The organism is Trinickia caryophylli (assembly GCF_034424545.1).
Lineage (GTDB): Bacteria > Pseudomonadota > Gammaproteobacteria > Burkholderiales > Burkholderiaceae > Trinickia > Trinickia caryophylli.
This window is the reverse complement of the sequence record NZ_CP139970.1, coordinates 2,157,499-2,183,985: the sequence shown is the minus strand read 5'-3', so window position 1 is coordinate 2,183,985 and position 26,487 is coordinate 2,157,499. Positions and strand designations below refer to the sequence as shown.

Sequence of the window (26,487 nt, the reverse complement as noted above, 5' to 3'; positions counted from 1 at the left end):
CGATCGACCGTTCAGCCGCCGCCGCGGAAGGGCTTCCCACTCTCCCTCGACTCGGAGCGAGGGTGCCACCGCGGCGCATGTGGCGGCGGTTCGCTTATTCCCACTCGGCGACGCCGCCGTGCCGGGAGCAGGTGCCCGAACGATGGCGGCTGAAACTGTAGCTGCCGTCGCGACAGCGGGCCGTCGCACCGGGCGGGGCCTTGTTGTCCTTTGTTTTCGATGGCGAATGCACGTCCTGGCCGTCCCGATTGAGGTAGTGTCCGTGCGAGGTGAGGTCGCTTTCGTCGGGCTGTTCCCAGGTGCCCGTTGCGGGCGGCGTGCGTGCCTGAGCGTTTGCTGTGATGAGCACACAAGCAAGCGCGACGATCGCCGCCGGCGCGCGCCGTCTGGCCGCCTGTATCAATCCATTCATGACACCCCCGAAATCCGAGCTGACGTTCGTGTGGCCTGTACGGTTCTGATAGTGCATACAGAGCGCTCGCCACCGGGATACCGATCCGGCCGACCTCTCGCGGCATTGCGCGAGCGCTACTTCCCGATACAAAACCGGCTGAAAATCACGCCGAGCAGATCATCGGACGTGAATTCGCCAGTAATCGAATTGAGCGCATCCTGCGCGAGCCGCAGTTCCTCGGCGAACAAATCGAGCAACTGGTTGCCCGCCTGCGCATGCTCGGCGGCGAGTTCGAGATGATCCTGCGCCGCGCGCAACGCCGTCAGATGTCTTTCGCGCGCGAGATAAACGCTTTCCGTGCCCGCCTGCCAGCCGGCGATGCGCAGCAGCTCGGCGCGCAGCAAGCCGATCCCTTCGCTTTTCTTCGCAGAGAGCCGAACCTCGCAAAGCTCGCTGTCGCCGCGTGCGGCGGCCAATCGACTCACTTCCGGCGCCGCTCCCGTCAAATCCGTCTTGTTGAGCACGCGCACGACGGGCACGCCCAGCGGGAACCGCGCGGCGATCACCTCGTCGTCAGGCGTGACGCCCGTGCGCGCATCGAGCAAATGCAGCACGACGTCGGCCTTTTCGATCTCGCTCCAGGTACGCGCGATGCCGATCTTCTCGACTTCGTCCTCCGTCTCGCGCAGGCCGGCCGTATCGATGATATGCAGCGGAATGCCTTCGATCTGGATGGTCTGCGCCACTTTGTCGCGCGTGGTGCCCGCGATCGGCGTCACGATGGCGAGTTCCGCCCCGGCCAGCGCATTGAGCAGGGAAGACTTGCCCACGTTCGGCTGCCCGGCCATTACGACCGACAGCCCCTCGCGCAGCAACGCTCCCTGTCTCGCGTCGCCGAGCACGCCATCGAGCCGCTCGCGGATGCGAACGAGCTTGCCGCGCGCATCGGCCGCCTCCAGAAAATCGATTTCCTCCTCGGGGAAGTCGAGCGTCGCTTCCACGAGCATACGCAGCGAAATGACTTCATCGACGAGTGCATGAATGTCGCGCGAGAACGCGCCTTCAAGCGAGCGTCCGGCCGAGCGCGCGGCCGCCTCGGTGCTCGCTTCGATGAGGTCGGCCACCGCCTCGGCCTGCGCCAGATCGAGCTTGTCGTTCAGGAAGGCCCGGCGTGTGAACTCGCCGGGCTCGGCAAGCCGCAGGCCGAACGAGGCGCCGGCCTCGATGCAGCGCTGGAGCACGAGCTGCAGCACGACCGGACCACCGTGCCCCTGCAATTCGACGACATGCTCGCCGGTATAGGAGTGCGGCGCCGGAAAGTAGAGCGCAATGCCCCGATCGAGCGCATTACCGCCGGCGTCGAGAAAAGGGAGATAGCTCGCATGACGCGGCGTGAGCGCCTGGCCGCACAGTGCCTGCATCAGTGTCGCCGCGGCTTTTTCGGCACCGCGGCCGCACGAGATGCGCACGACGCCGATACCTCCGCGACCGGGCGCAGTGGCAATGGCAACGATTGGATCGGAGTCGGCGGCAAGCATGGCAGGAAGGCAAAAGCGGGTTGAACGTTCGCACGAATGACTCGAGCGGCGGGTGCGCCCCGCATTGTAGCGCGCCGCCTCCGACGCCTCGCCGCCGCCCGCGGCGCGTGCCGTCCAGCGCTTAGCACAAATCCGATTTATCTTAGTTGGGATAGTGTATTGTTCGGACGAGGGGAGCAGCGGCAACCTGCAAGGGGCTGCGGCCTTTTGCCCGTGGGGCTCTCCGGCAGGTAAGGCGCATGGCTGCTTGCGCTCGCGGCGCGTATTTCGGCTAAAGGGCCGCCCGGACGGGCTAAACCTGTCCTGACTGGTTGTCTCCTTGGGGGCGGCTCGACTGCACAATTTTGCGATGCCAACCGCTGAAGAAAAAGCGGCGTTCTCCGAGCGCCTCAAGTTCGCGTTGCAGCGCAGCCCCGAAAAAGTGACGGGCGGGACGCAGCTCGCGTTGCACTTCAACTTGCGCCATCGCGGCGAGCACCCGATTTCTCCGCAGACCGCCCACAAGTGGCTGACCGGGCGCACGATTCCCACCGCCGACAAACTGCAGACGCTGGCCGAATGGCTGCGCGTAGACCTGCACTGGCTCCACTATGGCCCGCCGCCGAATGCCGCCGCGCGTACGACGCCGAAGCCGCTGCCGCGCGACGAAAAATATCCACTGACGCCCGAGACGATCGAGTTGGCATCGAAGATCGAGGCGCTTTCTCCGCATCACCGCTATCTGGTGCAGGAACTCGTTTCGCAGTTCTACGGCGACAAGGCGGATCAATAAGTTCGAGGCAGCAGGCCGATAGGATCGGCGCCTTTCGCTCGTACGCCCGAAAAAAAACGCCCGGCAGGGCGTTTTTTGTTCAGGCGCCGGACCCGGCCGGCCGTGAAGGCAGCCGGGCCTGGGCGGGCGGCCGTCAGGCCGCTTTCTTCTGTGCGCCCATCATGCGCGTGATGTAGTACTGCTGCGCGATGGACAGCACGTTGTTCACGACGTAGTAGAGCACCAGGCCCGAGGGGAAGAAGAAGAACATGACCGAGAAGGCGATCGGCATGAACATCATCATCTTCGCCTGCACGGGATCGGGCGGCGTGGGGTTCAGCTTGGTCTGCACGAACATCGACACGGCCATCAGCACGGGCAGGATGTAGTACGGGTCCTGCTGCGACAGGTCGTGAATCCAGAGCACCCACGGCGCGCCGCGCATTTCCACCGACGAGAGCAGCACCCAGTACAGCGAAATGAACACCGGAATCTGAATCACGATCGGCAGACAGCCGCCGAACGGGTTCACCTTCTCGGTCTTGTAGAGCTCCATCAGTGCCGCGTTCATCTTCTGCGGATCGCCCTTGAAGCGCTCGCGCAGCGCCTGCATGCGCGGCGTGATTTCCTTCATGCGCGCCATCGACTTGTAGCTCGCTGCCGACAGCGGGAAGAACACGGCCTTGATGAGCAGCGTGAGCAGCACGATCGCCCAACCCCAGTTGCCGACCACGCCGTTGATCTTCTCGAGCAGCCAGAAAAGCGGCTTCGCGATGATCGTCACCCATCCGTAGTCTTTCACGAGGTCCAGGCCCGGCGCGATGCCCTCGAGCACGCGTTCCTCTTCGGGGCCGGCGAAAAGCCGGGCGGAAACGTCCACGGTCTGCCCCGGCGCAATCGATGCAAGCGGCTCGCGCATGCCGACACGGTAGAGCGTCGGGTCGATCTTCTCGACGTAGATGTCGCGCTTCACGCCTTGCTGCGGAATCCAGGCCGTCGCGAAGTAGTGCTGCACCATTGCGATCCAGCCGTTATCCGCGCTCGGTGCGTACTCTTCCTTCTTCTTGTCGATGTCGCTGAACGAGATCTTCTGGAAGTGATGCTCGTTCGTATAGACAGCCGGGCCGATGAACGTGTGCGAGAAACGCGGCGTTTCCACGGGCTCGCTGTCGCGCACGAGTTCCATGTAGACGCTCGGCGTGACGGGGGCCGTGCCCACGTTTTGAATCTTCGTATCGACACCGATCACATAGCTGTCGCGCGTGAACGTGTAGGTCTTGACGACCTTTACGCCGCCCTTGACGGGCGATTCGAGGCTGATTTGAAACGACTTCGCGTCGCCCGAAAGCGAACGCGGGCCCTGCACGACGGTGAAGACGTCGTTGTGGTTCGGGAAGTCGCCGCCTACGAGGCCCGTGCGCGCGAGATACGTGTGATTCGCGGTGCGGTCGAAGAGCGTGACGTTGAGGTCGGCCTGCTTCGGATCGCTGTTGCGCGTGAGCGTGAGCTTCTCGAGCGTGCCGCCGCGCGTGTCGATCTGGCCTTTATAGACGTCCGTGCTGAAGTCGATCAGTTGGGCTGCTGCCTGCGGCTGCCCGCCCGCTGCGCCCGGTGCCGAGGCGGCCGCCGAGGGCGCCGCGCTCGCGCCGGCCTGCGATGCCGACGCCGACGAACCGGGCGCGGTGCCCGCGGCCGGGCGCGTGGCCTCCGGGTTCGGGAAGAACATCGACGGGCGACCGTGCTCGCGCTGCCAGTTGTCGAACAGCATGATCGCTGACACGAAGAAGATCGCCCATAGGACGGTGCGTTTGATATCCATGCGTGGTCTCAGAGTCGATAAAGCGGCGCTTCAGCGCTTTTTCGAGGGAGCGGGTGGAACGAGATCGACCCCGCCCGCGGAAAAGGGATGACAGCGGCACACGCGCTTGAACGCGAGGTAACTGCCGCGCGCGGCGCCATGATACTGGATTGCCTCGCGTGCGTAATCAGAACAGGAGGGATAAAAACGGCACCGGCTGCCGAGCAGAGGGCTCACGGCAATCTTGTAGAAGCGCAGCAATGCGATCAGTACCGTTTGCATGCCATCAAGTGGCGAAGCCACCCCGAACTTCAATCCCCGCCCGCATTGCCGGGCGCGGCGTGCTGCGCGCTCGCCGCCTCGCGACGGGCGATCTCGCGCGCGACCTTGTCGAGCAATGCCTCGATCTCGCTTCGGCACAGGGCCTTGAGCGGCGGTGACGAGGCGCTCGAGAACGCGGCCTTGTCGAAACGCGTGGTCAGGCGCAGCAGAATGTCCCAGCCGCCGAAATCGGCCCGCCGAAGGCGAAACGCCTCACGCGCGATACGCCGCACGAGATTGCGCGAGGCCGCGCGCGGCGCGAACTTCTTGCCGATGACGAGCCCGAGGCGTGCTTCGTTGCCGGTTGGCCGCGCGTAAACGACAAAATGGGCCGAGCGGCGCCACGGACGTAAACGAAAAACGGATGAAAACTCATCCGTTTTGAGGAGCCTCGCGGCTTTGGGAAAGGCGGCTTGCGCTCGCAACGGACTGGGCCCGATGGCGACGTGCGAGCCGCCCGGCGTTGCCGCGGGGCATCGGACACGACGCGCATCATCGCGCTGGACGTTAGATCGACGCTACGTCAGCGCGTCAGACGGCCAGACGCTTGCGGCCCTTCGCGCGGCGTGCGTTGATGACTTTGCGGCCACCCGCGGTCTTCATGCGGACGCGGAAGCCATGGGTGCGCTTGCGGCGCGTCACGGAAGGCTGGTAGGTACGTTTCATGTCGTTCTCACTGGACAAGTGGACCGCGTACGCTGATGCCTGCGGATCGGGCCGAAGACAGTCGACGAGGTCGAAAATTTGTTTACGCTTTCGCGGGAACCCGCTATTTAAACCGGTTTTCTCTTGGTCGTCAATACGTTAGGTGTTCGTCGAAGCGGGGAGCCGGCGCGCACCGGGCGCGGACGCCGCGCACCCGGTGCTCGATCCGGCCCTGTGGATAACTTCCTGGCCGACCGGTTTTGGCGGTAGAATCTCGCCTTGTCTCAAGAATCCAGCACGCCGCTCTCAGCTCGTCCATTCGCTGCAAGTGCTTGTCGCGAAAGGAGTTGTGGCTGATCTCGTCCGTCCGGACCCGGGGCTTCGTCGCGCCTTGCCGCTTGTCGGCAGGAGCGGGGAGCGTTCGCGCTCGCCCGATCTGTCGTCGAGGCGGCGGCGAGTCGCGGTGCACTAAAAAACGACGTCACCTTTGATGAACGAATTCTGGCAACACTGTTCCGCATTGTTGGAGCGCGAATTGACGCCCCAGCAGTACGTGACGTGGATCAAACCGTTGGCCCCGGTCGCCTTCGACGCCGCCGCGAACACGCTGTCGATCGCCGCGCCGAACCGCTTCAAGCTCGATTGGGTCAAGAGCCAGTTTTCGGGCCGCATCTCCGATCTCGCCCGCGATTTTTGGCAGGCGCCCGTCGAAGTTCAGTTCGTGCTCGACCCGAAGATGGGCATGCGCGCGCCGATGGGCGCGTCGTCTGTGCCGCTGCCGCGCATACCGGCATCGGTGGCTGCCGCGCTGCCCGAATCCGCTCCGGCGGGGCGTGGGGGCGAGCGCGCGATGGCTGGCTTGCAGCCTTCGGCTGCCCAGGCGGCCGACGATGCGGCCGACATCGACTTGCCGAGTGTGGATGCAAGCGAGGCGGCCGCCGCGCGGCGCACCTGGCGCCCGGGTACGCCCGCGCAGGCGAACCCCGAAACCGATTCGATGTACGAACGCTCGAAGCTCAACCCCGTGTTGACGTTCGAGAACTTCGTGACGGGTAAGGCGAATCAGCTCGCGCGCGCCGCGGCGATCCAGGTGGCCGACAACCCGGGCATCTCGTACAACCCGCTTTTTCTGTACGGCGGCGTGGGCCTCGGCAAGACGCACCTGATTCACGCGATCGGCAACCAGCTGCTGCAGGACAAGGCCGGCGCGCGCATCCGCTACATTCACGCCGAGCAATACGTCTCCGACGTCGTCAAGGCGTATCAGCGCAAGGCGTTCGACGACTTCAAGCGCTATTACCACTCGCTCGATCTGCTGCTCATCGACGACATCCAGTTCTTCTCCGGCAAGTCCCGCACGCAGGAGGAGTTCTTCTATGCGTTCGAGGCGCTGGTGGCGAACAAGGCGCAGGTCATCATCACGAGCGACACCTATCCGAAGGAAATTTCGGGCATCGACGACCGCCTGATTTCGCGCTTCGATTCGGGCCTGACCGTCGCGATCGAGCCGCCCGAGCTCGAGATGCGCGTGGCGATCCTGATGCGCAAGGCGCAATCCGAGGGGGTGAGCCTATCCGAGGATGTGGCGTTTTTCGTGGCCAAGCATTTGCGCTCGAACGTGCGCGAGCTCGAGGGGGCGCTGCGCAAGATCCTGGCTTACTCGAAGTTCCATGGCCGCGAGATCTCGATCGAGCTGACGAAGGAGGCGCTCAAGGACCTCCTGACCGTCCAGAACCGCCAGATTTCCGTCGAGAACATCCAAAAGACGGTCGCCGACTTCTACAACATCAAGGTCGCCGACATGTACTCGAAGAAGCGCCCGGCGAATATTGCGCGGCCGCGGCAGATTGCGATGTACCTGGCCAAGGAACTGACGCAAAAGAGCCTGCCCGAGATCGGCGAGCTCTTCGGCGGGCGCGACCATACGACGGTGCTGCACGCGGTGCGCAAGATCGCCGACGAGCGCGGCAAGGATGCGCAACTGAACCACGAGTTGCACGTGCTCGAGCAGACGCTGAAGGGCTGAGCGGCTTGGCCGGCGCGTCGTTCCGACCGCCCCCCGTTTTCCCGGAATCAGTTTCTTTTTGAGGCACAATAACGGTTTGGCCGCCCTGGCTGCGCGGGCGGCATGAAAGTGCGGGGCTCAAGCACCAAGCGCGGAAGAAACGCGGGGCGTCGGCTTTTTGTCGACGAATCTGCCGGGCGAGGCGGCGAAACGCCGCCACATCAACGAAGGAACCCTATGCAACTGGTCAAGACCGAACGAGACAACCTCTTGAGGCCGCTGCAAACTGTGAGCGGCATCGTCGAACGTCGCCATACGTTGCCGATCCTCGCGAATCTGCTCATTACCAAGAACGGCCCGGACGTGTCGTTCCTGTCGACGGACCTCGAGCTGCAGATCACGACGCGGGCCGATTTCGGCGTGGGCGGCGAGTCGGTGGCGACAACGGTGGCGGCGCGCAAGCTGCTCGACATTCTGCGCGCGATGCCGGATGGCCAGGTAAGCCTGACGCTGTCCGACAAGCGGCTGACGGTGCAGTCCGGCAAGAGCCGGTTCGCGCTGCAGACGCTCGCGGCGGACGAATTTCCGACCGTTGCTCAGGCGAAGGATTACGGCGCGAGCCTTTCCGTGCCGCAAAAGACTTTCCGCCAATTGCTGGGCATGGTGCATTTCGCGATGGCGCAGCAGGACATCCGCTACTACCTGAACGGCATGCTGCTCGTGGTGGACGGCTCGAAGCTGATGGCGGTGGCGACGGACGGGCACCGTCTCGCGTTTTCGTCGATGAAGATCGACGGCGAATTCCCGCGCCAGGAAGTGATCATCCCGCGCAAGACGATTCTCGAGCTGCAGCGCCTGCTGGAGGACATCGACGATACGTTGAAGATCGACATTGCCTCCACGCAGGTGAAGTTCACGTTCGGCCAGGTCGAACTCGTTTCGAAGCTCGTGGAGGGCAAGTTCCCCGACTTCCAGCGCGTGATTCCGAAGGCTCACAAGAACACGTTCGTGATCGGGCGCGACGAACTGCAGCGCTCGCTGCAACGCGCGGCGATTCTGACGTCGGACAAGTTCAAGGGCGTGCGCTGCGTGATCGAGCCGGGCCAGCTCAAGATCATGTCGACGAACGCCGATCAGGAAGAGGCCCAGGAAGAGCTCGAGATTGCCTACCAGGGCGACACGATCGACATGGGTTTCAATGTGACCTATCTGCTCGACGTTCTTGCGAACCTGAAAGTGGACATGTTGCAGGTGAGCGTGGCGGACGCGAGCTCGAGCGCGCTCATCACGATCCCCGAGAACGAGGATTTCAAGTACGTGGTCATGCCGATGCGCATTTGATCCGAGGCACGGAAAAGAGACCAGGACCAAGGGGCGCAGCGCCCCTTTGGCGTTTCTTTGGTGGGCCTGAATATTCGTCAGCGGTACCAGCAGTAGATGCAGAACCGGAACCTATCCATGAGTGAACAGCACAACACGCAGCCCGACAACAGCTATGGCGCCTCGTCTATTCAGATCCTCGAGGGTCTGGAGGCGGTGCGCAAGCGGCCCGGGATGTACATCGGCGACACGTCGGACGGCACCGGTCTGCATCACCTCGTATTCGAAGTGCTCGACAATTCCATCGACGAGGCATTGGCTGGCTATTGCAACGAGATTCAGGTCATCATTCACGCCGACAATTCCATATCGGTAACGGATAACGGCCGCGGCATTCCGACCGGCATCAAGCGCGACGACAAACACGAGCCGAAGCGCAGCGCGGCCGAGATCGTGATGACCGAGCTGCACGCGGGCGGCAAGTTCGATCAGAACAGCTACAAGGTGTCGGGCGGTTTGCACGGCGTGGGCGTGTCGTGCGTGAACGCGCTTTCGAAGTGGTTGCGCCTGACGGTGCGGCGCGACGGCAAGAAGTATTTCATGGAGTTTCATCGCGGCGTGGTGCAAAACCGCGTGATCGAGGAAGCGGACGGCGAGCAGGTCTCGCCGATGCAGTACCTCGGCGAAACGGAAAAGCGCGGCACCGAAGTGCACTTCATGGCCGACGAAACGATTTTCGGCAATGTCGAGTATCACTACGACATTTTGTCGAAGCGCATTCGCGAGCTGTCGTTCCTGAATAATGGCGTGCGCATCCGCCTGACCGACCAGCGTTCGGGCAAGGAAGACGATTACGCGCTTGCGGGCGGCGTGAAGGGTTTCGTCGAATTCATCAACCGGACGAAGACCGTGCTGCATCCGACGATTTTCCACGTCAATGCCGAGAAAGAGGGCGTGGGCGTGGAAGTGGCGATGCAGTGGAACGACAGCTACAACGAGAGCGTGCTCTGCTTCACGAACAACATTCCGCAGCGCGACGGCGGCACGCACTTGACCGGCTTGCGCGCGGCGATGACGCGCGTCATCAACAAGTACATTGGTGATCACGAGATCGCGAAGAAGGCGAAGGTGGAGACGTCGGGCGACGACATGCGCGAAGGGTTGTCGTGCGTGCTGTCGGTGAAGGTGCCCGAGCCGAAGTTCAGTTCGCAGACGAAGGACAAGCTCGTTTCGTCGGAAGTGCGGGCGCCGGTGGAGGAAATCGTGGCGAAGGCACTCGAGGAGTTTTTGCTCGAGACGCCGAACGACGCGAAGATCATCTGCAGCAAGATCGTGGATGCGGCGCGCGCGCGCGACGCGGCCCGCAAGGCGCGCGAGATGACGCGGCGCAAGGGTGTGCTCGACGGCGTGGGCCTGCCGGGCAAGCTGGCCGATTGCCAGGAGAAGGATCCGGCGAAGTCCGAGATCTATATCGTGGAGGGCGACTCGGCGGGCGGCTCGGCGAAGCAGGGGCGCGACCGTAAGTTCCAGGCGATCTTGCCGCTGCGCGGCAAGGTACTGAATGTGGAGAAGGCACGCTACGACAAGCTGCTTTCTTCCGAGCAGATCGTGACGTTGATTACGGCGCTTGGCTGCGGTATCGGCAAGGAAGATTACAACATCGAGAAGCTGCGTTATCACCGCATCATCATCATGACCGATGCGGACGTGGACGGCGCGCACATTCGTACGCTGCTGTTGACGTTTTTCTATCGGCAGATGCCGGAGATGATCGAGCGCGGGTACATCTACATTGCGCAGCCGCCGCTTTACAAGGTGAAGGCGGGCAAGGACGAGCGTTATCTGAAGGATGGCGCCGAGCTCAATGCGCATATGCTGCGGCTTGCGTTGCAGGGCTCCGAGTTGATGCCGAGCGAAGGGGCGGCGCCGATCGCCGGTGATGCGCTTGGTGAGCTGGCGCGTTCGTATCTGCTCGCGCAGGGGGTGGTGGAGCGGCTCAGCCGGCTTTACGACGCGAGCTCGCTCGAGGCGGTGATGGATGGCGTGGCGATCGATCTGTCGAGCGAGGCTGGGGCGGCGGCCACGGCGCAGGCGCTGGAGACGGCGCTGCGCAGCGATCCGTTGAAGCCTGAAGTGTCGGTGTATCCGCAGTACGACGCGGCGCGCGAGCTGCGGTCGCTGCGTGTGGAGCGGCGCCATCATGGCAACGTGAAGGTGTCCGTGATCGACGAGGAGTTTTTGCTCACCGCCGATTATCAGCAGCTGCTCAATACCGCCAATACGTTCAAGGGGTTGATCGGGGCCGGTGCCGTGATCAAGCGCGGGGAGCGCAGCATGGCCGTGGGCGACTTCAAGTCCGCGATGCGGTGGCTCATTGCCGATGCCGAGCGCAATGTCTCGAAGCAGCGGTATAAGGGGCTCGGCGAGATGAACCCGGAGCAACTCTGGGAAACGACGATGGACCCGACCGTGCGGCGGTTGCTGCGCGTGCAGATCGAGGACGCGATTGCGGCCGATGGGATCTTTACCACGCTCATGGGCGATGAGGTCGAGCCGCGGCGGGCGTTTATCGAGTCGAATGCGTTGCGGGCGGGGAATATTGATGTTTGAGGGTGTTGTAGACGCGTAAAGTGACAGAGTAATTGCGACTGGCGACACAGTTTTGCGACTGTAGAACACTAGTTAGTGCGACTGGCCTACCATGGTGTGATGCACCGGAGGGTCTGGGAAGCGGACGTTGTAGTACATAATTAACGGACAGTCATACTTCAGAGAGCAAGCCGACTGAAGCGGTGCCGCAGAGCGGCGGCACCGCGCGACTGTCCACACGTGGATCAGCGACGCCCTGTTGTAGGCGATCGGGGGGCTCCAGATACGTCCAGCGGACGTTGCTGACCTGGAACGGCTTGAGATTTGCGAGGGGCTCATCAATGATGCGACGTTACCGATACCCTGCACTGATGACTGTGCAGGGCTCCGGCGTGAAGCCACTAATTGTGTTCTCCGCTCCAGCCGCGGAGATAGAGGCATGGGCGGGCGTACCTCAAAAGAAGCGCTTCGGGGTATCGCAGGAATCCGTGGGCTTTCAGCGGGAGCAGAACAGCAAGCGAATCGCCGCGCTGAAAAAGTTTTTTCAAGACTCTGAAAATGTCGTCCAAAATCCTCTGCTATGTGCGTCGCGATTGAGCGATCCTTCGCAGTGCAAATTCATCCCCGCTTCAGAGCCCGATGGGGAGACGAACGGCTTTGGTTTCCTTGAAATCAACGTTCCTGATTTCGCCACATGGTCGTTCCAGGAAATCTTGGGGAAAGTTCGAGACTATATCGAAGGTCGAGTGCCGGAACTGGCTGGCCGCATGCCATCGAAGGAGCTCATCGCAACACTAAAAGATCAAGCGCGAATTGACGGCCATATCAGTGGTGATATCGCCGACCTCGAGGTCGATCATGTGGACGCAGACGGCGAAGTCGCCGCTGAGACAAATTCATCCTCTGATGTAGGTGCAGTCTTATTCGAAGAGTCACACATCTTCGATTTCTGGGAGGATGTGGCGGCAAGGCACGAGATCGCAAAGCAAATTCCAGATCCGATAGATCAAGATGAGTTCATCGGATTTTCCCGCGACGCATTAACAAGCTATCTATGCCCAGTCGTTCTAGTGGACGGACAGCATCGGCTTCGCGGCGCAAACGCTGCTGCACGCGACCGACTGTTGCAGCCGGACCTGCAGGCAGAAATCGAATCACGAATCGGAGGTGGTGAAAACGCCGAGGATGTGGAAAACTCTTTACTACTGCGTGAATCTCGGAAGTTAAGTGTCTCTCTTCTGCTAACCGACGATCCAGCTGAACAAGTTTTCCAATTTGTAGTGGTCAACCAGAAGGCGACTCCTATCGGGCGCGCCCTGCTGGGCACCATTGTGTCGACAACGTTGTCGAATGACGAACTCGGACGTGTGGCCACCCGGTTAAAAGATGCGGCGATCGAACTAGAAGAGTCGCAAGCGATAACTTACCTCGCGAGGCATAAGTCTAGTCCGTTCTGTGGGTTGGTTGAGCGCGGATTGGCAAGTGATCAAAAAGATCTTCTTCAGTGGAATGTCTTTGCGTCGATTATCTCTGTGTTTAAGGATTTATCGGGTGGTCGATTGTTCCACCAAAAAACTGATTTCGCCGACGCTTGGCGAAAGCGTTTCCTCGATGATAGCCCTATAACTGATTCATATGAGTCATTCGGCTGTCAAACTCGATTTGAGTATTGGTCAAAGCTTGATGGCCCTTGGCGAGATGTGTTCATCGTCTTCTTTGCAAAGATACGCGATGAATTTGGTGATACAAGCAATCCTGATAGATGGAACTATTGGGGGCGCCCGCGTGAGTCTAACCTATTTAATAAGATCTCCTTGACGATTCTGGCGGCGGATTTTTTCGAATATCTCGTTACTACGCGGACGCGCATAAAGGACGCGTCTGAAGTGGCGAGCCTCGTGGATGACTGGCTCGACGCGGTCAATCGCGCATATTTTGATCGTGATTGGAACCTGAGCGGTATCAAAAAAGACAATCCGGGCATTCGAAAGCAATGGGCGGCTTTATGGTCTGAGTATCGAAAGAACCCCGCACAGTTACCCGATAAGCGTAACTTTAGGACCGCTGTTCTTGATTAGCCATTAAAAATGGATCTGTTCGGTTTTATTGGTGCGGCCCTTCCGTTAGACGCCACCAAGCGATGGGATGCGAATATGCTGCGATCCGTCGCGGGCCTCTCTCCGCCAAATACCCTTTTTGGACGGAGAGAGGCGTTGATTCGCGGCGACGCACATCAGCAGTGGGCACAATGGTTTATTCAGGGAATTGTCGATCCTCTGCGTTATGTAGAGTCGGATCGGGGATATGCTCATATCTTCTTTGACACCTTGGAAGCCGTAAACAGCGCATTCCAAGCGCTCACGAAGGACGAGCGAGTGGAGTTGGCGAAGTTGGTGGCAAACAAAGTTCTCGAGTCCGTGCTGTTGCTAAGGTCTAATAGAGACAGGGCGTTGATTGACCGCGAAAGTCGGCTGCTACTACTCGAGCTTGCTGGCGACTGTCCTCGGTGTTGGGTTTGCGGGTACCCATTTTCGGATAGGGCTATTGAACGATTTCTGCATAGGAACGCCTCTGAACGGCTTCTGTTGCCAGAGTTCGTGGATGCAATGAAGCCTATTGGACTAACACCGAGCGACGTTGCGATCGAAATCGACCATAAACATCCTTTTTCGCGGGGCGGCACCGATAGTATTGAAAACTTGAGACTCGCGTGCGGTTGGTGTAACCGACACAAGGGAGCCTCCGTTTCTCTTTACGATGAAGAGGGACGCGTACGCACGTCGCAGGGACATCGACACTTGTTTCCGTCTCTTCCGCAACCGTTTTGGGTCGTCCGCGTACTGGCGACTCAGAAGAAGTGCGAGCATCTCGCAGGCTGTGACCGGACTTCGGAAACCAGCGAGCTAACGGTTGCGCCCGCGTATGGCAATGGCGCCCCGACGCCGACAAACTTGCGTGTGACTTGTCACGAACACGATCCATTGCGTCTCGTTCGAATGGTGCCGAGGACCATAGCTTCGCAGATATGGGGGAAGTCGCCTCGCTCGGTCAAAGAAATGGGCGCAAGCGGCTAATTATCGGCAGATGTCGACGACCCCGCAGGAACGTCGCGTCCGTCGCGATCTCGTCGGGCACCCCATGCAGCTACTACGTCGGCTGGCGCAAACGGCGCATCCTAGTTTCGTTATGCCGTTACCGCGAGCGTGCGCGCCAACTCCACCAACAAATCGTCCTCCCGACGACTTGCTAGATACGACAGCCCACGATGAACATGGTGAAGCAAGGCGTCGCGCAACGCGTCAGGCGATACATCAATACCGTCGCACAATAACCGTGTGACAAGAAGATTGTAGTAGAGCGCTTCATTGCCACCAGTAAACGTTCGCCAATCGATCTCGATTCCCCCCGAGAAATTAAATTGTTCGCGGGGCGGGAGCGACGGGTTGGCGAGGGACAAACACAGAGCATGACGACAAAGGGTGTTGTTATGTTCGATGTTAGTGCGTCGCTTAAGTGCGATCAGTTGATTTTTTGCTGCCGAGGTCAGCTTTACCCGTTCTATGGCATTCATGCCAACTCCAATTCGCCCGAACGCGCTGCGCTATCACGCACACGGGTGCATCCGCGATCGTCGTCAAATTCGAGCACGTATTCCTTGCTGGTATACGGCCGTAGTGCGTCGTGGGCTGCGCCTTCCACCTCTTCATCGGTCGACAGGACGATCACCTGATGCGACACCGTGGCAAAGAATCGCTTGATCAGCGAAGTTCGATGTTGTCGATCGAGACGCGCAAGCGGTGTATCGACGACAACAGGGAAGCGTCCCTTCCGCTCTTTAATCAGAGCGCTGAGGACCGACACTGCCAGCATCTGTCGTTCTCCGGCGGACAACCGATCCATCGGCAGCTCTTGACCCTTACCGTCTTCGATCTTGACGTCGTATGTTGATGGATCGACGATCACCCGAGAGACCAACTTCCGCTTGCGCAGCAAATTTTGGAATTCTGCGGAAATCATTCCGGACAGCCAGTGGGCCTTCGATGCGAGCAATCTCCCCTTGAAGACGCTCAGCGCTTGTCTCGCGCGTGCGGCAGCTTCGATACCCTTCGCCTCAATAGACCGGTCGCGGAAGTCGTTGCTCAGTCGAGCGCGCGCAGCGCTAAGGCGCGCCTCTACGTGTTTTAGGCTAGTGGTCGTCTCAGCAAGGGACTCGGTCAGCAGCGCGACGCGTTGTTCTGCGGTCGCAACTGCATGCGACCTCTCATGCATCTTAGACAATATCTCGGTCAGTTGTCCTTCGGCGGGTACTTCGCCCAGCGCGCGTTCTGACTTGGCGAGGTCGCGTTGAGCGGAGTCCAGTGATGCGATAGCTGCACGAACGCGCGAGCGCGCGTGGTTGACGTGGACTGCAACTTCGGCCGGCTCGCCACCCGACATGAGAAGGGGTTTGCGCGGTTGCGTAGACCGTGTCTGGTCCAAGTCGCTTTTTAGAAGAGACTTTACGGCTTCGAGTGAGGCGCCAGACATCTGCTTCGACAAGGCCGCTATCAAACGACGGTCGCGCCGTTTGAACTCCTCCGTCAGCAACTTGGCATGACGACCGCGGATATCCGCCTCCCACTCGCTTTCGTAACGATCCCAAAGCTTGTGAAGCCACGCCACGGGCAGGGCTGCATCCGACATCGCTTCAGCGAGACCCGCCCGACTCGCGCTAGCGCTCTTACGCGCGCTTTCCGCTTGGCTCCGAATAGACGCAGCTTGTTCGTACGCTGTCAGCCCACCGCGCCGCGCTTCCACGACATATCGGTCGAGCAAAAGGCGGGCTTGATCAAGCGCGTTTTGGGCCGATGCATGTTCCTGCAACAAATCAGCGTGCTTGTCAGACAAGGCTTTCTGCTGCGATTCCAGATCCAACAGCGTGTCTTTCGCTGCTTGGTATTCGGACGAGCCTTCCTTATTCCGGAGTCCCGCACGCCGCTCCACGGCCCGTAGGTCGTTCCCGAGAACGTCAATTCCGCCGATGCCCAGGAACACCTCCGTGGCCCGGCGCAAGAGTTCGGGAAGGCGTTCGGGATTCGCTAGTGCTTCAATTTTTTCTCCGTCGAAGAGGAACAGATGCACGAGTTCCGACGGCAGGATCGCACCAATGAAATCGTCCCAACCTTGAGTGAAATCGATGTCTTCCGTGCCATCCACGATGACGGAAAACGTCTCACTCAGAGCAGCGCGCTGCCGAGTCCATTCCCGACGAGCGGTGATTTCCTTCCGTCCGCCCCCCATGTCAACGATCAGACCGATCGACACGGTAGACTTCTCCCCGGCGTCCGCTCGTTGCAAAGCTTGAACGAGCTGCTCGTATTCCGAACGGCGCCCCGAACCGATGCCTTTCGCTCCATACAGTCCGAGCTGAAGGGCAGTTAGCAGCGTCGTCTTCCCGCTGCCATTTAGCGCCTTAACGAGGACAACCGAGCGGGTTGAGCTCACAGAAAGGTCGAGGAACTGCCGTTCACGGAACGGTCCGAAGTTCTCGACGGAGATGCTTGAAAACGTAATTTTTGCCATTTACGAGGCCTACTGCCAAAACCTGTTAGAGGTCCGCGCTGGGGTCGGCGAGGTCGTCACCGAGAGCTTCAATCTCGACGGTAGCCGCAGTTCGCTGATCGCTTATCAGCGCGAACTCCAGCGCCTCCGCCTCGTTTCGGAACGCGTGAAACTGTAGGATGCTTTCGAGTTCGTCCAACTGCTTGGAGCGCTTCTGCGTCTGCATCGACTGGAATTGAGCGCCCAAGAGCGAACGCGTCAGCTTGTAAAGCTCCTCTGACGCTTCGGGATCTAGCTCTTCGGCTACCTCCCTCAGAATCGCAAGATCGCTGCGGTCGAGCGGCAGCGGCTCCACTTCGCGGCCAGGGTAGCTGCGTCCATAAACACGCTCGAAGATTTCTGGGACCAGGTCATCGATCTCGCGTTTTTTCTCCACCCATATTCGCCGGATCTCATCGAGCTCGTCCATCGAGATGAGTTCGATCGCTTCCCCGCCCTGACTTCTCGCGGCCTCTTGTACGGCCTTTTGCGTGCGAAGCAACTGCTCCAACAGCTCTGCACGGTACGCTTGCTTGTATGGGCCGTGGACAAGCGACCCTTTGAACACGGTTAGCCTACCGTTCATTCGGCGGAAGTCTCGGAGTTCCCGATCGTCAACCGCCAGGTATGCGTTCCGGTAGTCCAAAATCGGCTGCATCCAGCGCTTTTGCTCGTCGTTCTGGATCATCGCCTGCATCGACTTGTCCTGCGTGACCATCGTGCAGACGTAGCAACCGAAGCGGCTATCGCCGCAACTCGGAGTCGACTTGTCGACAACGACAGGACATTCAGAGTCGGCCGTCGCGCCCCGATAGATGGCGAACAACTCCTGGTTGTCCACGCCCCATGGATTGGGCTCTGTGATGATGTATTCCCAGACATCATCGCTGCTCCACGTCTCAATGGGCAGATAAACCCACACGCGAGCGAGCTTGGGATCCTTGTTTCGGCTCAGCCGGTCACGGGTACTCCCGCTGTAGTGGTCGAGCACCTTGTCGCGCGCCTGACTTTCGCCGCGGCGTTGCCCGAGCACCAGGATCGCCTCGCCGCTGGACTCCGATAGGTTCTGGATGAACTCCGTGGATGCACTGATCTTCAGCCGATCAGTACACCATCTAAATTTTGGACGAGGAGCGGGATAGCCCTTCCCGATCAGATTGACCCAAAATCTGTTCTCCATCGAAGGCGTAAGGCGATGGGCTTTGATCGGCAGATTTTGCTTTGCGGCCGCGAGCTTCATGCATAACAGCGAATTCTCGACCCACGCGGCGATCACCGGGTTCTCGACCAACGTATCCGTGCTGATAACGTGGACGTCCTTGCGGCGTTGCTCCTTCGGTAGCGCGGCGATGGCGTTCCAAATGAGTTGAAGCGACGCGGTCGAGTCTTTTCCGCCGCTGTACCCCACGATCCATGGAACTGGATCGGAGAGGTAGAGGCTTTGAATTTCTTCGATTATCTTCGACACCGGAGTTGTCACTTTGCGACCTTTGTTCGACGACGCGGCGCTGCGCCGCGAGATGCAAGCAGTGCTTTCTCGGCCGAAGCTTCGTCTTCCGTTAGCTTCAGTCCAAGCACGCGCTTCAGTTCGTTTGTGGTGAGCGTGACGTTCTGCCCGGACTTAGCCATAGCTCCTCCGACCATCGCTCGTCCTTCCCAGGTCATGGCGTTCTTACGAGACCAGTCAATCGTGCGCAATTTCTTGATGCGCTTCGCCAAGTCAGGATTGGGCTGCTCAAAAATCGCGCGCCCGGCACGCCCAAGTGCCTGCAGGACGATAGCGTGGCTATGGATGAAGTCGCGACGCACCTCTCCCGCCGTCATTTTTGACTCCCGCACATACACCCACTCCGGAATTTGCTCACCCACGAGCTCCCAGAATTGTTGGCATTTGCGAGATGCTGCGGAGAAGTCTTGCAGTTCCTCTTCCGAAAGCAGCTCGACGATCGAGTAGTGAAGAGCACTCAGCGTGAACAGCTTTCGCGATCTTGCGGATAGCGACGACCGCTCGGTCTCAATAAGGTTTTTGAACAGGTCGGAGGTCAGGCTGAGATGCTTGGCCACGTTGGCGGCTGCGCTCCTGTGGTCGTACAGGATACCGAGCGACGCCGAGGGCTTCACAGCGTACCGATTGAGGTCGGCAAACATCTGCTGGCAGCGCTCCAGGCCTCGATCGAGAAAGAAGACCACAGCGATCGTCTCGTCGCCGAGCTCGGGGGCCGTTGCTAAAGCAGTTTCGATGGCCGCGCGTCGGTGCTGCCCATCATTCACGATAAATCGTGCTTCCATCGAGACGGACAATGTACCCATCCGGAACGTGGAGGATGTGTCTGCGCCCACTGGCGTAAAGGTGATCGCGCCGTCGATGGATGCCGTTATGGCGGAGAACGTGTAGCTGTCTTTGTTGTCGACGATGTATCGGGCGATCTCAGGTACGCGCGCTCGATTCAGGGTACGCTGCGCACGGAGCTCGGGAACGAGTTCCTCTTCGTCGAAGAGGAAGAGCTTGGGCAATAGCCGCATCGGGCACATGGAGACGTAGTACTCCCGTCCCGCCTGTACCCCTCGAATCGCCGGGAAAACGTATGAGAAAGCGTCCGCCATAGTGGCGTTGATTCTAGCATGTTTGTATATCGAGATACAAACGTGTGGCTTCCCCACAGCGGGTGCAGTGTAGGGTCGCCGGCCTGCTCCGTAAAGGAGCACCGCTGGTCCGCGATCATCGCTACTTCCGGCGCATTGGGCGCGGCAATCGGCGACCGTTCGCACTAGCCTTCATCTCATAAGCCAACCCTTCAGGCGCTTCGGCGTAGCTTACATGGATTGGCCGATCACGCCCGTAATAGTACAGGCGATCGAACGGCAGATTCGCCATGATCCACTGTGCGACTTCCTCCATGTCCTCGTCATCGACGATAAAGTCGCACGCTGCTCCCCCACGAGGGCAGATCATCTTGCCCTGCCTATCAAGCTCGAAGGAGGCGTGTTGGTCAAGCCGAGGCGCGATGCGGTCGGGTATATGCCGGCTAAGTTCACGGGAGCTAAAGCCGTACGTCAGGCGGATGGCCCCGAAATACTCGATCACTGCGTCGAGTATCATCGCCGACAGATCATGTAGAGCGTTATATGTCTCGGGCTGCTCTGGCACGTTGGGCGTTCGTAGGCGGCGCTGCGTCTCGCCGCATTCAATCAGATCACGATAGCGGAAATGCTTGCCGCACAGTTGGTCGGGCGAAGGAATGCTATCGGAGCGACGTAGCATGAAGCCGTCGATGACCCAACGGCGCAACTCGAGGTGCTGTGCTAGATCCGACGCTGACGCTCCGTACCCCTCAGGATCGAAAAGCTCTAGCCGCTGGAGCGCGCCGTCGAACGCCTCCTGTTGCGAGTAGTTGGGGTATTCCTCGTTTAGATATCGGGATTTGAAGTAGAGCAGCGGTTTTTCGTATCTCCCGCCGTACTCGAAGATTTCGTAGTCTTGCTTCCGGATGTTGATTTTTGCGCGCTTCGCCAAGCGCGGAAGCGGTGCGCTATCGAACTCGTCATACTCGGTCAACGTCAGCTTGCCGGAAAGTGCATGAATCTTCGCTAGCTGCGCATCTCCCGCATTGCCGTAGATCAGCAGTCCGCACCCGACGTAAGCGCGGAGGACTGGCGGCAGGCGATCCACGGCCGAGAGGTGTAGATGAAGCGAGCCTTCTCGGTCGAGCCAACCCATGCCGTGTTCGGCGGCGAGCGCGCAAGCCGCACGCATATCCTCCGAATCGGCCGCGTTCATCAGCAATTGCATGCCGGCGCCTTGCGCAGAGCGGTAGTCGCCAAAGAAGGACTTGATATCCCGCTGCAACCGCCGCTCTAGAGTCCGATAAGGCGCCCGCTTCGCGAAGCATTGCATAGCGAAGAAGACGCGAAGGTCGTCTGCGCGAGCATCGGCTGCGGCCTTCAGCTGACTCATGTCGAAATGTCGCTCAAGCAACCGCGCTGCCTTTGCTACGGAGCCAAAGTGTTCTTCAATTGTCGGGACGAAGCTGATCTCGTCTCGCTCGGGTATGCGGCCGAGGTCGAGTGCGGCTTCCCACAATTGCTCGAGACAATGTCGCGCCTCCTCTGATATCGTCCGTGGAGCAGCTGGGATACGCGAATGGTTATCCCTCGCTTTCGGTTGTCGCGGTAACCTCAGTAGCCGTTGCGCAAGCCCGTGGCGGCGATATCTGCTCGTCAAAAATCGCTGTTCCAGCTCTTTGTCGCGGAACACGAATGCAACGCCGGGGCCAATAAGGAAAACGTCTTCGCCCAGTGCGTGGTCGAGATATTGTCGTAGCTCCTCTTGCGCGAAATACTTCTGGAAGGTGTTCCGCGAGGTCATTACGCCATCGCGATATGGCGTGCCGGAAGTGTTGGATGCCTTCAACATCACCCCAACTGCCAAGACTTTCGTTGCGAGGGAGAAAGCACGTTGCAGCGCTTCGAGTCGTTCGACTTCGTCCTCGATTACGTTGAGCACGAAGCCGAGGTTGACGACGTCTGCCGGTTCGATGAGGTTGTCGGGCGCAAAAAATGGATCCCAGCCCGATGCCGGGTACCCCTGATCGCGTAGCGTGGTGACATCGTTTCCCTTGCCGCAACCGTAGTCGAACAACGTCCATTCGTTCTTTAGCAGGCCGTGTCTCGCGAGCAACTGCACGGGGGCGGACAGTACATTCCGCGATAACGCGGTCAGGTGCCGCAACACGAGTGTGCCGTCGCATTCCGCCGGCTCTGGAGAGCCGCTTATATCGTTCCCAATAGGAACGAACTGGCTCCCGACTAGTTGATATCCCTTGCTTGCGACGTGGCGTAGCCAGTTCGCTTTGAATCCAATCGTCGCAGTGTCGTCGAACAATCCGAGCGCTTCCCCATTGCGCGTGATTTCTTCGAAAGCGGGCTTGAGTTGATGTCCAGGCGGAAGAAGAAGTTCCTTCCGGTGCAAAATGGGCGGGTTCAGCGACTCGGTGTATGAGCGATACGACGCGCTCTGCTCATCATCGGCTGCTATGGTCCAGGACTCTGCGAGGGACGGGAACGGGTCCTCGAAGAAATCAGCGTATGCAAGGAGGGAGACGCGGTCGTTTCGGTAGTTGACCTTGATGACGTTGGCTTCCTCCCGTGCGCGTGCGGGCGCTTTCGCTAAACGTCCTGCGATCAGGCTTTGAAGCTTGGGGTCGAGATGTTCGATGCCATCGCGATGAACATATAAATCATCGACCACAAGTTTGCCAAACTGCTGACGAACGCGGTTCATTGGCACCTCATGTGGCGGCTCGGAGTCGCGACGCACTGCAAGATAGGACGCCGCGACTGACGCGTCTCGACATTATAGAGTCAACGATAAACGCTTGGCCGCGGTGACTCAATGACTACCGCCCGCCCGACTTCATGGGACTTCGGAGCGCCGCTAGTTACTCTGTCGATAACGCTTTTTCGATGTCAGGGTGCCTCGCATCCATTCGCAGAGCGCCTCCCAGTACGCCGTTGCTATCCTCTATTAATTTCTTGTCCGACCTGCCGTTATCTATGGCGTCGCCTCTCGATCTCATAGCGGGAGAGGAAGGCGAATTTCATTCAAGGAGGAAAACAATGATTTCGAGAAGTCTCGCGATCTCAGGGGCGGCAGTTGCTTTGATTCTGTCCGGATGCGCGGCCACACAACCTGAAATCGAAGCCGCGCACGTTGGCAGCCCGGGATTGAAGACGGTCTTGGGGGCGGGAGTGGCCGAGCCCACCGTCGACGCCGGCGATCACGAGGTCAGCTCGGCCGTACGCGCCGGCCTGATCGAGGCGTTCGATCGGCAAGCACAAAAAGCAGGCGTGAAAATCGTGGCAGGCGGCGTGCCGGTCAAGATCAGCGTTGTGGAGTACAGCACGCGGTCGAATGTCGCACGCGTCATGCTCGGCGTCCTTGCGGGGCGGGATCATATCAAGGCGACCGTCAATGTCGGCGACGCGCGCTTCGACGTCGAGGATTCGGCCCATTCCGCAATTAACGGGATCGACGTAGTCGCGGAAGATGTTGGCATCGAGGCAGCCAACGGCGTGGCCAAGCTGGCGGGATTGCCCGTAGGCCAATAATCGTGGGCGCCGAGCTACTGCCGGCCGCTGTTGTTCAGGAACACGTCGGCAGATGGCGGCACGGCCCATGCTTGGTATGTCGTCGGCAGGGCGGGCCTGTCGACGTGCACGCGGCGCATCCGGTGGCATCGCTTTTCGTAGTGATGCACTGCGCGACACAGCGTCATATGGCCTGCCGCAAGTGCGGTCGAAAATTGGGCGCAGTCCTTTACTCCGTCGTATCGGGATGGTGGGGATTGCCGTTGGGGCATCGTTATCACGCTAATACAGATCGTCCATAACCTGCTCGCCTTCGTAAGGGCCGATTCCGCTTGCGCAACCAACCAGTTCGACCAGGTCGTCAGGCGGCAACTGGCACTGCATCAGCATCAAAGCGCGTAGCGGCCCCGAGTCCTGAACCGCGTCCGCGATGCTATCGCCCTGGCTGTCGACACAAATTCCGGCAATATGATGCCTCTCACAATAGCTTACCGATCGCTGGCATTGGCGATCTCCTTCGTCGTTGCACCTCAGGCAACGTGGGCGTCGGGCGGCTTCAGTAACAGCCTCGTCGCTGTTTGCCCAGGAGTTACCGAATTGGCTGGCGGCGCGGATATCGATGCGCTAATACAGGCGGTGAAAGGTCTGCCGGCCGATGTTGTGAGCGACGAACCCCGTAACGATAACTGCGAGCCGCCGTCGCTCATGACCATGGCAATGAGCCGAGCCGCTCCGTTGTGCAGGGCAATGGGAGTCGAGACGGCTGCTGTTTTCCTTGCTCATTCCGAGCTTCCGAACGCGCCTCCGCTCGCCGTGATCGGATACATGCTGCCTTACGGGGACGACTCATACCGGTCCGTTGTCACACATTTGCAGCACGACGGGTTCGTGCGTGTCGACGGCGATCCGTATCCTGAGCTCACCTTCAGAAAGAAACGCCCGTCATGGGAACTCGATGACTTCTACCGTCGCGGCGAACTGTACGTTAGTCTTCAGCGCGATACCGATTTCAAGCACTTTACAGTGGCCGTCGGCAGTGCAGCCGCTATCCGCCTGATGAGCCGCGACGTGAATACCTGCCATTAGGCTGAGCGTTGGCAATCACGGTTGCGTAAGCGCACCGTACGAGACAGTGCGCTTGCTTGGCGAGCCGCATTGTCATACCCGCGTTTCCCGCGGTCTCCTCATGCGCGAGGCGCTCGGTTTTGCCGACGCGACGATACCGCACAGCTTCGCCAACGGCTGTGACGCTTCGCCGATAGTTTTCCTCGATTCCGAAAGCGCGCTCTCATAGGGCACCCTTGAGGCAAATATCCACCAGTGGGGTATTTTTTCACCCAATACCCTGGGGCTCGGTGAACACCGATACTCCGAGGCATGGCCGCCCGTGTTGTGGGACCTCGGCCACCATAGTGGGTAACAAACAACCCAGTTCAGGGCTGCGCGCAGCATCCGCTACGTCGGCGCAACCCCCGCGTAGCATGCCTTTGACGATGCCAAGCCCCCGCTGGCATGCAGCTTGATTCATTCGGCGGCATGCACGGGCCGGCGCGAAGCCGCATCGGCGCATCGAAAACGGGGAGGACATGCGGATGGCGGGTGGAAAACGAATGGGGCGCAAAGCGTTCCGCGCGTATATGGATAGCCGCGAGGAAAACCAACGCGCGATCAATGCTGCAGCAGAAGCGTTCAAACCAGTACGGCCCGAGCCGAAGCGCGCGAAGGAACCGGCACCGGCCGCATTCGTGCCGCCCGACGATGGCCGCTCGGTCAGCGTACGGTCCTGGCATGACAAAAGTCGAACAGTGCGGCGAGCTGCCGAGCGAGCCGAAAAATACGATGCATTCGCCCCACCGAAAGACGAGCTTGCGCCGATGCAGGCGCCGCCTGCGAAACCTCCCGCAGATTCTCGGAGCCGCGGCCCCGGCCTTTCTCCGACTGCGACGCAACGCGAAATCACCTATCAGCCGCCGCACGGCGCCCCCGATCAGCGCGAGCCCGTCTTCGAAAAGGTCGTGCAACAAGTTGCGTCGGCCGAGCGCGTGCTGAGCCAGCCAGTGCAAGCCCTCATTGGGCCTCGGGAATCACTGACCGTTCGCTCGGGAACGCTCGACTCCGGCACGCTCGGCTTTACCGCCGGAGATTTTGTCGTACCGAAACCGCTAAAGCCGTCGTCGTCACAAAGAGACCCTGACGTGACCTATGCAAAAAGTGTCGTCGCGGCACCGGCGGAAGAAAAGCGCTATAGCATTGCGCGTGTAGACCACATGGAGGAATTCGCGCAACTTTCGCCTAGGACACGCGAGACTGCTCGCTTCGAATCAACGGTGACCATCGATACGTCAAGACATCTGGAGCAGGCGCTACCCGAGCATCTTCAATCCACGCTGTCACATGAACTCGAGGTGCATGCGCGCAGCGATCTGGAAAACGTGGCAATGGCTCGCGCGGGCAAACTACACAATTCGCACAGCGGTGACGGCCTGCTGCCGACAGGGGCGACGCGGCAGCATGCGGCGCTTGGCCGGGGTGGCCTCTTTCATTACAAGTCGTTAACAAACGAACTCGCGAACCGGGCGGGCGACGAGTCCGGCCCGATCGTGAACCTGTTTCATGAAGCGGATATCAGACAGCACAAGGACAAGAAAACGTGAGGTCGGAGACGTCATGTCCGCGGTACCGCATCTGAACGATGCTCGGCCGTGAAAGTCCGGCTCGACGATCTTCGATGTTGCGCGCGAACTCAATGCTCGTGATGCGCTTGGAGCCGCACGCGAGTGAATCTGCGACGCGTTGGCTGATTCCGCATTCGCCCTGAGCAAAGGCGTGTAGTTTGCCTGTATCGTCAGCCCTTTTGACGACACGGCTCAACGCGGGCGAGGCGCATATTGCTTGGTCCCAGCCGCACGATCCGGCTCCCCGAACCGCTCGCAATGTCTTCCACTTCCTTCGCTATCCGGGCAGTTCTACTTTCCGACATTCCATTGTGGTGCTCGCTGAGGCATCTGCTCTGGCCTCACGCAAGCTTGGACGAGCACGCGCATGAAGCGAAGCGCCTGCTTCCCCGGCTCGATCGTTACGTAGCGTTTCTCGCCGTCTCCTCCTGCGGTGAGGCGCTAGGTTTTGCCGAAGCGGCCATACGGCACGACTATGTCAATGGGTGTGACACTTCGCCGGTCGTTTTCCTCGAAGGCATTTACGTCGTGCCCCGTATGCGCCACCAAGGCATCGCCGCAGCGTTATGCGCAGCGATTCAGCAATGGGGCGCGTCGCATGCATGCGAAGAATTTGCCTCGGACACGGCAGTCGACAACGTCGATGCGCAGGCTTTACACCGCGCACTCGGCTTTCAGGAAACGGAGCGCGTGGTGTTCTTCCGCAAGCGCGCTTCGACTCGCGTATAAGGCCCAAACTGAACGGTTCTTCCCGAGCACACTGGTGCAGTTGCGGCGCGGGGGG

Annotated in this window: 21 protein-coding genes; 10 read left to right on the top strand and 11 right to left on the bottom strand. The window is 60.0% G+C overall.

The window, feature by feature from the left end:
• Nucleotides 1-94 precede the first annotated feature (94 nt).
• Both U0034_RS09800 and mnmE read right to left on the bottom strand, forming a co-directional pair.
• Nucleotides 95-412 (bottom strand): DUF3761 domain-containing protein, encoded by a 318-nt coding sequence (locus U0034_RS09800; protein WP_085230031.1) that lies wholly within the window; start codon nucleotides 410-412, stop codon nucleotides 95-97.
• 116 nt (nucleotides 413-528) lie between these two features.
• Complete coding sequence (mnmE, locus tag U0034_RS09795) at nucleotides 529-1,932, bottom strand: tRNA uridine-5-carboxymethylaminomethyl(34) synthesis GTPase MnmE (RefSeq protein ID WP_085229973.1); 1,404 nt, start codon at nucleotides 1,930-1,932, stop codon at nucleotides 529-531.
• A 349-nt stretch (nucleotides 1,933-2,281) separates the two neighbouring features.
• On the opposite strand from mnmE, the gene U0034_RS09790 reads away from it, so the two are divergent.
• The gene (locus U0034_RS09790) at nucleotides 2,282-2,704 is read left to right on the top strand and encodes a transcriptional regulator (protein WP_085229972.1); all 423 of its coding nucleotides are present in this window, start codon (nucleotides 2,282-2,284) and stop codon (nucleotides 2,702-2,704) included.
• Between the two features lie 133 nt (nucleotides 2,705-2,837).
• Here the strand turns inward: U0034_RS09790 and yidC are convergent, their stop codons facing one another.
• The 4 genes from yidC to rpmH all read right to left on the bottom strand — a co-directional run bounded on the left by yidC (nucleotide 2,838) and on the right by rpmH (nucleotide 5,468).
• Nucleotides 2,838-4,502: a membrane protein insertase YidC gene (gene yidC / locus U0034_RS09785; protein WP_085229971.1), complete on the bottom strand. Its 1,665-nt coding sequence runs from the start codon at nucleotides 4,500-4,502 to the stop codon at nucleotides 2,838-2,840.
• 30 nt (nucleotides 4,503-4,532) lie between these two features.
• On the bottom strand, nucleotides 4,533-4,763 hold the full coding sequence (gene yidD, locus U0034_RS09780) for a membrane protein insertion efficiency factor YidD (RefSeq protein ID WP_085229970.1): 231 nt from the start codon (nucleotides 4,761-4,763) through the stop codon (nucleotides 4,533-4,535).
• Nucleotides 4,764-4,792: 29 nt separating this feature from the next.
• Nucleotides 4,793-5,242 carry a ribonuclease P protein component gene (rnpA, locus tag U0034_RS09775; RefSeq protein WP_085229969.1) on the bottom strand — a complete coding sequence of 150 codons (450 nt, stop codon included), beginning with the start codon at nucleotides 5,240-5,242 and terminating at the stop codon, nucleotides 4,793-4,795.
• Between the two features lie 91 nt (nucleotides 5,243-5,333).
• Nucleotides 5,334-5,468, bottom strand: a complete 135-nt coding sequence (gene rpmH / locus U0034_RS09770; protein WP_006998755.1) for a 50S ribosomal protein L34 — start codon at nucleotides 5,466-5,468, stop codon at nucleotides 5,334-5,336.
• Between the two features lie 469 nt (nucleotides 5,469-5,937).
• Between rpmH and dnaA the strand changes: the two genes are divergently transcribed.
• The 5 genes from dnaA (at nucleotide 5,938) to U0034_RS29220 (ending at nucleotide 14,435) form a co-directional block, all read left to right on the top strand.
• Nucleotides 5,938-7,473, top strand: coding sequence for a chromosomal replication initiator protein DnaA (dnaA, locus tag U0034_RS09765; RefSeq protein ID WP_085229968.1), 1,536 nt, complete (start codon nucleotides 5,938-5,940; stop codon nucleotides 7,471-7,473).
• Between the two features lie 216 nt (nucleotides 7,474-7,689).
• Nucleotides 7,690-8,793 (top strand): DNA polymerase III subunit beta, encoded by a 1,104-nt coding sequence (gene dnaN / locus U0034_RS09760; RefSeq protein ID WP_085229967.1) that lies wholly within the window; start codon nucleotides 7,690-7,692, stop codon nucleotides 8,791-8,793.
• A gap of 117 nt (nucleotides 8,794-8,910) precedes the next feature.
• Complete coding sequence (gyrB, locus tag U0034_RS09755; RefSeq protein WP_085230030.1) at nucleotides 8,911-11,382, top strand: DNA topoisomerase (ATP-hydrolyzing) subunit B; 2,472 nt, start codon at nucleotides 8,911-8,913, stop codon at nucleotides 11,380-11,382.
• A 350-nt stretch (nucleotides 11,383-11,732) separates the two neighbouring features.
• Nucleotides 11,733-13,439, top strand: a complete 1,707-nt coding sequence (locus tag U0034_RS09750; RefSeq protein ID WP_085229966.1) for a ParB N-terminal domain-containing protein — start codon at nucleotides 11,733-11,735, stop codon at nucleotides 13,437-13,439.
• Between the two features lie 9 nt (nucleotides 13,440-13,448).
• On the top strand, nucleotides 13,449-14,435 hold the full coding sequence (locus U0034_RS29220) for an HNH endonuclease (protein WP_085229965.1): 987 nt from the start codon (nucleotides 13,449-13,451) through the stop codon (nucleotides 14,433-14,435).
• Nucleotides 14,436-14,545: 110 nt separating this feature from the next.
• On the opposite strand, the gene dndE is transcribed toward U0034_RS29220, so the two are convergent.
• The 5 genes from dndE to U0034_RS09725 all read right to left on the bottom strand — a co-directional run bounded on the left by dndE (nucleotide 14,546) and on the right by U0034_RS09725 (nucleotide 22,222).
• Nucleotides 14,546-14,932 (bottom strand): DNA sulfur modification protein DndE, encoded by a 387-nt coding sequence (dndE, locus tag U0034_RS09745; RefSeq protein WP_085229964.1) that lies wholly within the window; start codon nucleotides 14,930-14,932, stop codon nucleotides 14,546-14,548.
• A complete protein-coding gene (gene dndD / locus U0034_RS09740; RefSeq protein WP_085229963.1) occupies nucleotides 14,929-16,923 on the bottom strand; it encodes a DNA sulfur modification protein DndD in 1,995 nt (664 codons plus the stop codon). The genes dndE and dndD overlap by 4 nt, the downstream gene beginning before the upstream one ends.
• A 25-nt stretch (nucleotides 16,924-16,948) precedes the next feature.
• Entirely contained in the window at nucleotides 16,949-18,409 is a 1,461-nt protein-coding gene (dndC, locus tag U0034_RS09735; protein WP_233212015.1) for a DNA phosphorothioation system sulfurtransferase DndC, read from the bottom strand.
• A gap of 8 nt (nucleotides 18,410-18,417) precedes the next feature.
• Nucleotides 18,418-19,545, bottom strand: coding sequence for a DNA sulfur modification protein DndB (gene dndB / locus U0034_RS09730; RefSeq protein ID WP_085229961.1), 1,128 nt, complete (start codon nucleotides 19,543-19,545; stop codon nucleotides 18,418-18,420).
• Between the two features lie 121 nt (nucleotides 19,546-19,666).
• Nucleotides 19,667-22,222 (bottom strand): DNA phosphorothioation-associated putative methyltransferase, encoded by a 2,556-nt coding sequence (locus U0034_RS09725; protein ID WP_085229960.1) that lies wholly within the window; start codon nucleotides 22,220-22,222, stop codon nucleotides 19,667-19,669.
• Between the two features lie 251 nt (nucleotides 22,223-22,473).
• Here U0034_RS09725 and U0034_RS09720 point away from each other — a divergent pair, with 251 nt between their 5' ends.
• From U0034_RS09720 to aac(6'), 4 genes are all read left to right on the top strand, one after another.
• A complete protein-coding gene (locus tag U0034_RS09720) occupies nucleotides 22,474-23,049 on the top strand; it encodes a DUF4410 domain-containing protein (protein ID WP_158243562.1) in 576 nt (191 codons plus the stop codon).
• Nucleotides 23,050-23,532: 483 nt separating this feature from the next.
• Complete coding sequence (locus U0034_RS09715) at nucleotides 23,533-24,114, top strand: hypothetical protein (protein ID WP_139831216.1); 582 nt, start codon at nucleotides 23,533-23,535, stop codon at nucleotides 24,112-24,114.
• Between the two features lie 929 nt (nucleotides 24,115-25,043).
• Entirely contained in the window at nucleotides 25,044-25,682 is a 639-nt protein-coding gene (locus U0034_RS09710) for a hypothetical protein (RefSeq protein WP_139831215.1), read from the top strand.
• Nucleotides 25,683-25,961: 279 nt separating this feature from the next.
• On the top strand, nucleotides 25,962-26,432 hold the full coding sequence (gene aac(6'), locus U0034_RS09705) for an aminoglycoside 6'-N-acetyltransferase (RefSeq protein ID WP_085230029.1): 471 nt from the start codon (nucleotides 25,962-25,964) through the stop codon (nucleotides 26,430-26,432).
• The last annotated feature ends 55 nt before the right edge of the window (nucleotides 26,433-26,487 follow it).

Excerpts from the sequence above, each read along its gene's own strand:
- rpmH (WP_006998755.1), bottom strand. The coding sequence starts at position 5,468 with ATGAAACGTACCTACCAGCCTTCCGTGACGCGCCGCAAGCGCACCCAT.
- yidD (WP_085229970.1), bottom strand. The coding sequence starts at position 4,763 with ATGCAAACGGTACTGATCGCATTGCTGCGCTTCTACAAGATTGCCGTG.
- gyrB (WP_085230030.1), top strand. The coding sequence starts at position 8,911 with ATGAGTGAACAGCACAACACGCAGCCCGACAACAGCTATGGCGCCTCG.
- dndE (WP_085229964.1), bottom strand. The coding sequence starts at position 14,932 with ATGAATGCCATAGAACGGGTAAAGCTGACCTCGGCAGCAAAAAATCAA.
- U0034_RS09790 (WP_085229972.1), top strand. The coding sequence starts at position 2,282 with ATGCCAACCGCTGAAGAAAAAGCGGCGTTCTCCGAGCGCCTCAAGTTC.
- dndB (WP_085229961.1), bottom strand. The coding sequence starts at position 19,545 with ATGGCGGACGCTTTCTCATACGTTTTCCCGGCGATTCGAGGGGTACAG.
- U0034_RS29220 (WP_085229965.1), top strand. The coding sequence starts at position 13,449 with ATGGATCTGTTCGGTTTTATTGGTGCGGCCCTTCCGTTAGACGCCACC.
- mnmE (WP_085229973.1), bottom strand. The coding sequence starts at position 1,932 with ATGCTTGCCGCCGACTCCGATCCAATCGTTGCCATTGCCACTGCGCCC.
- dnaN (WP_085229967.1), top strand. The coding sequence starts at position 7,690 with ATGCAACTGGTCAAGACCGAACGAGACAACCTCTTGAGGCCGCTGCAA.
- U0034_RS09750 (WP_085229966.1), top strand. The coding sequence starts at position 11,733 with ATGACTGTGCAGGGCTCCGGCGTGAAGCCACTAATTGTGTTCTCCGCT.
- U0034_RS09800 (WP_085230031.1), bottom strand. The coding sequence starts at position 412 with ATGAATGGATTGATACAGGCGGCCAGACGGCGCGCGCCGGCGGCGATC.
- U0034_RS09725 (WP_085229960.1), bottom strand. The coding sequence starts at position 22,222 with ATGAACCGCGTTCGTCAGCAGTTTGGCAAACTTGTGGTCGATGATTTA.
- dnaA (WP_085229968.1), top strand. The coding sequence starts at position 5,938 with ATGAACGAATTCTGGCAACACTGTTCCGCATTGTTGGAGCGCGAATTG.
- yidC (WP_085229971.1), bottom strand. The coding sequence starts at position 4,502 with ATGGATATCAAACGCACCGTCCTATGGGCGATCTTCTTCGTGTCAGCG.
- dndD (WP_085229963.1), bottom strand. The coding sequence starts at position 16,923 with ATGGCAAAAATTACGTTTTCAAGCATCTCCGTCGAGAACTTCGGACCG.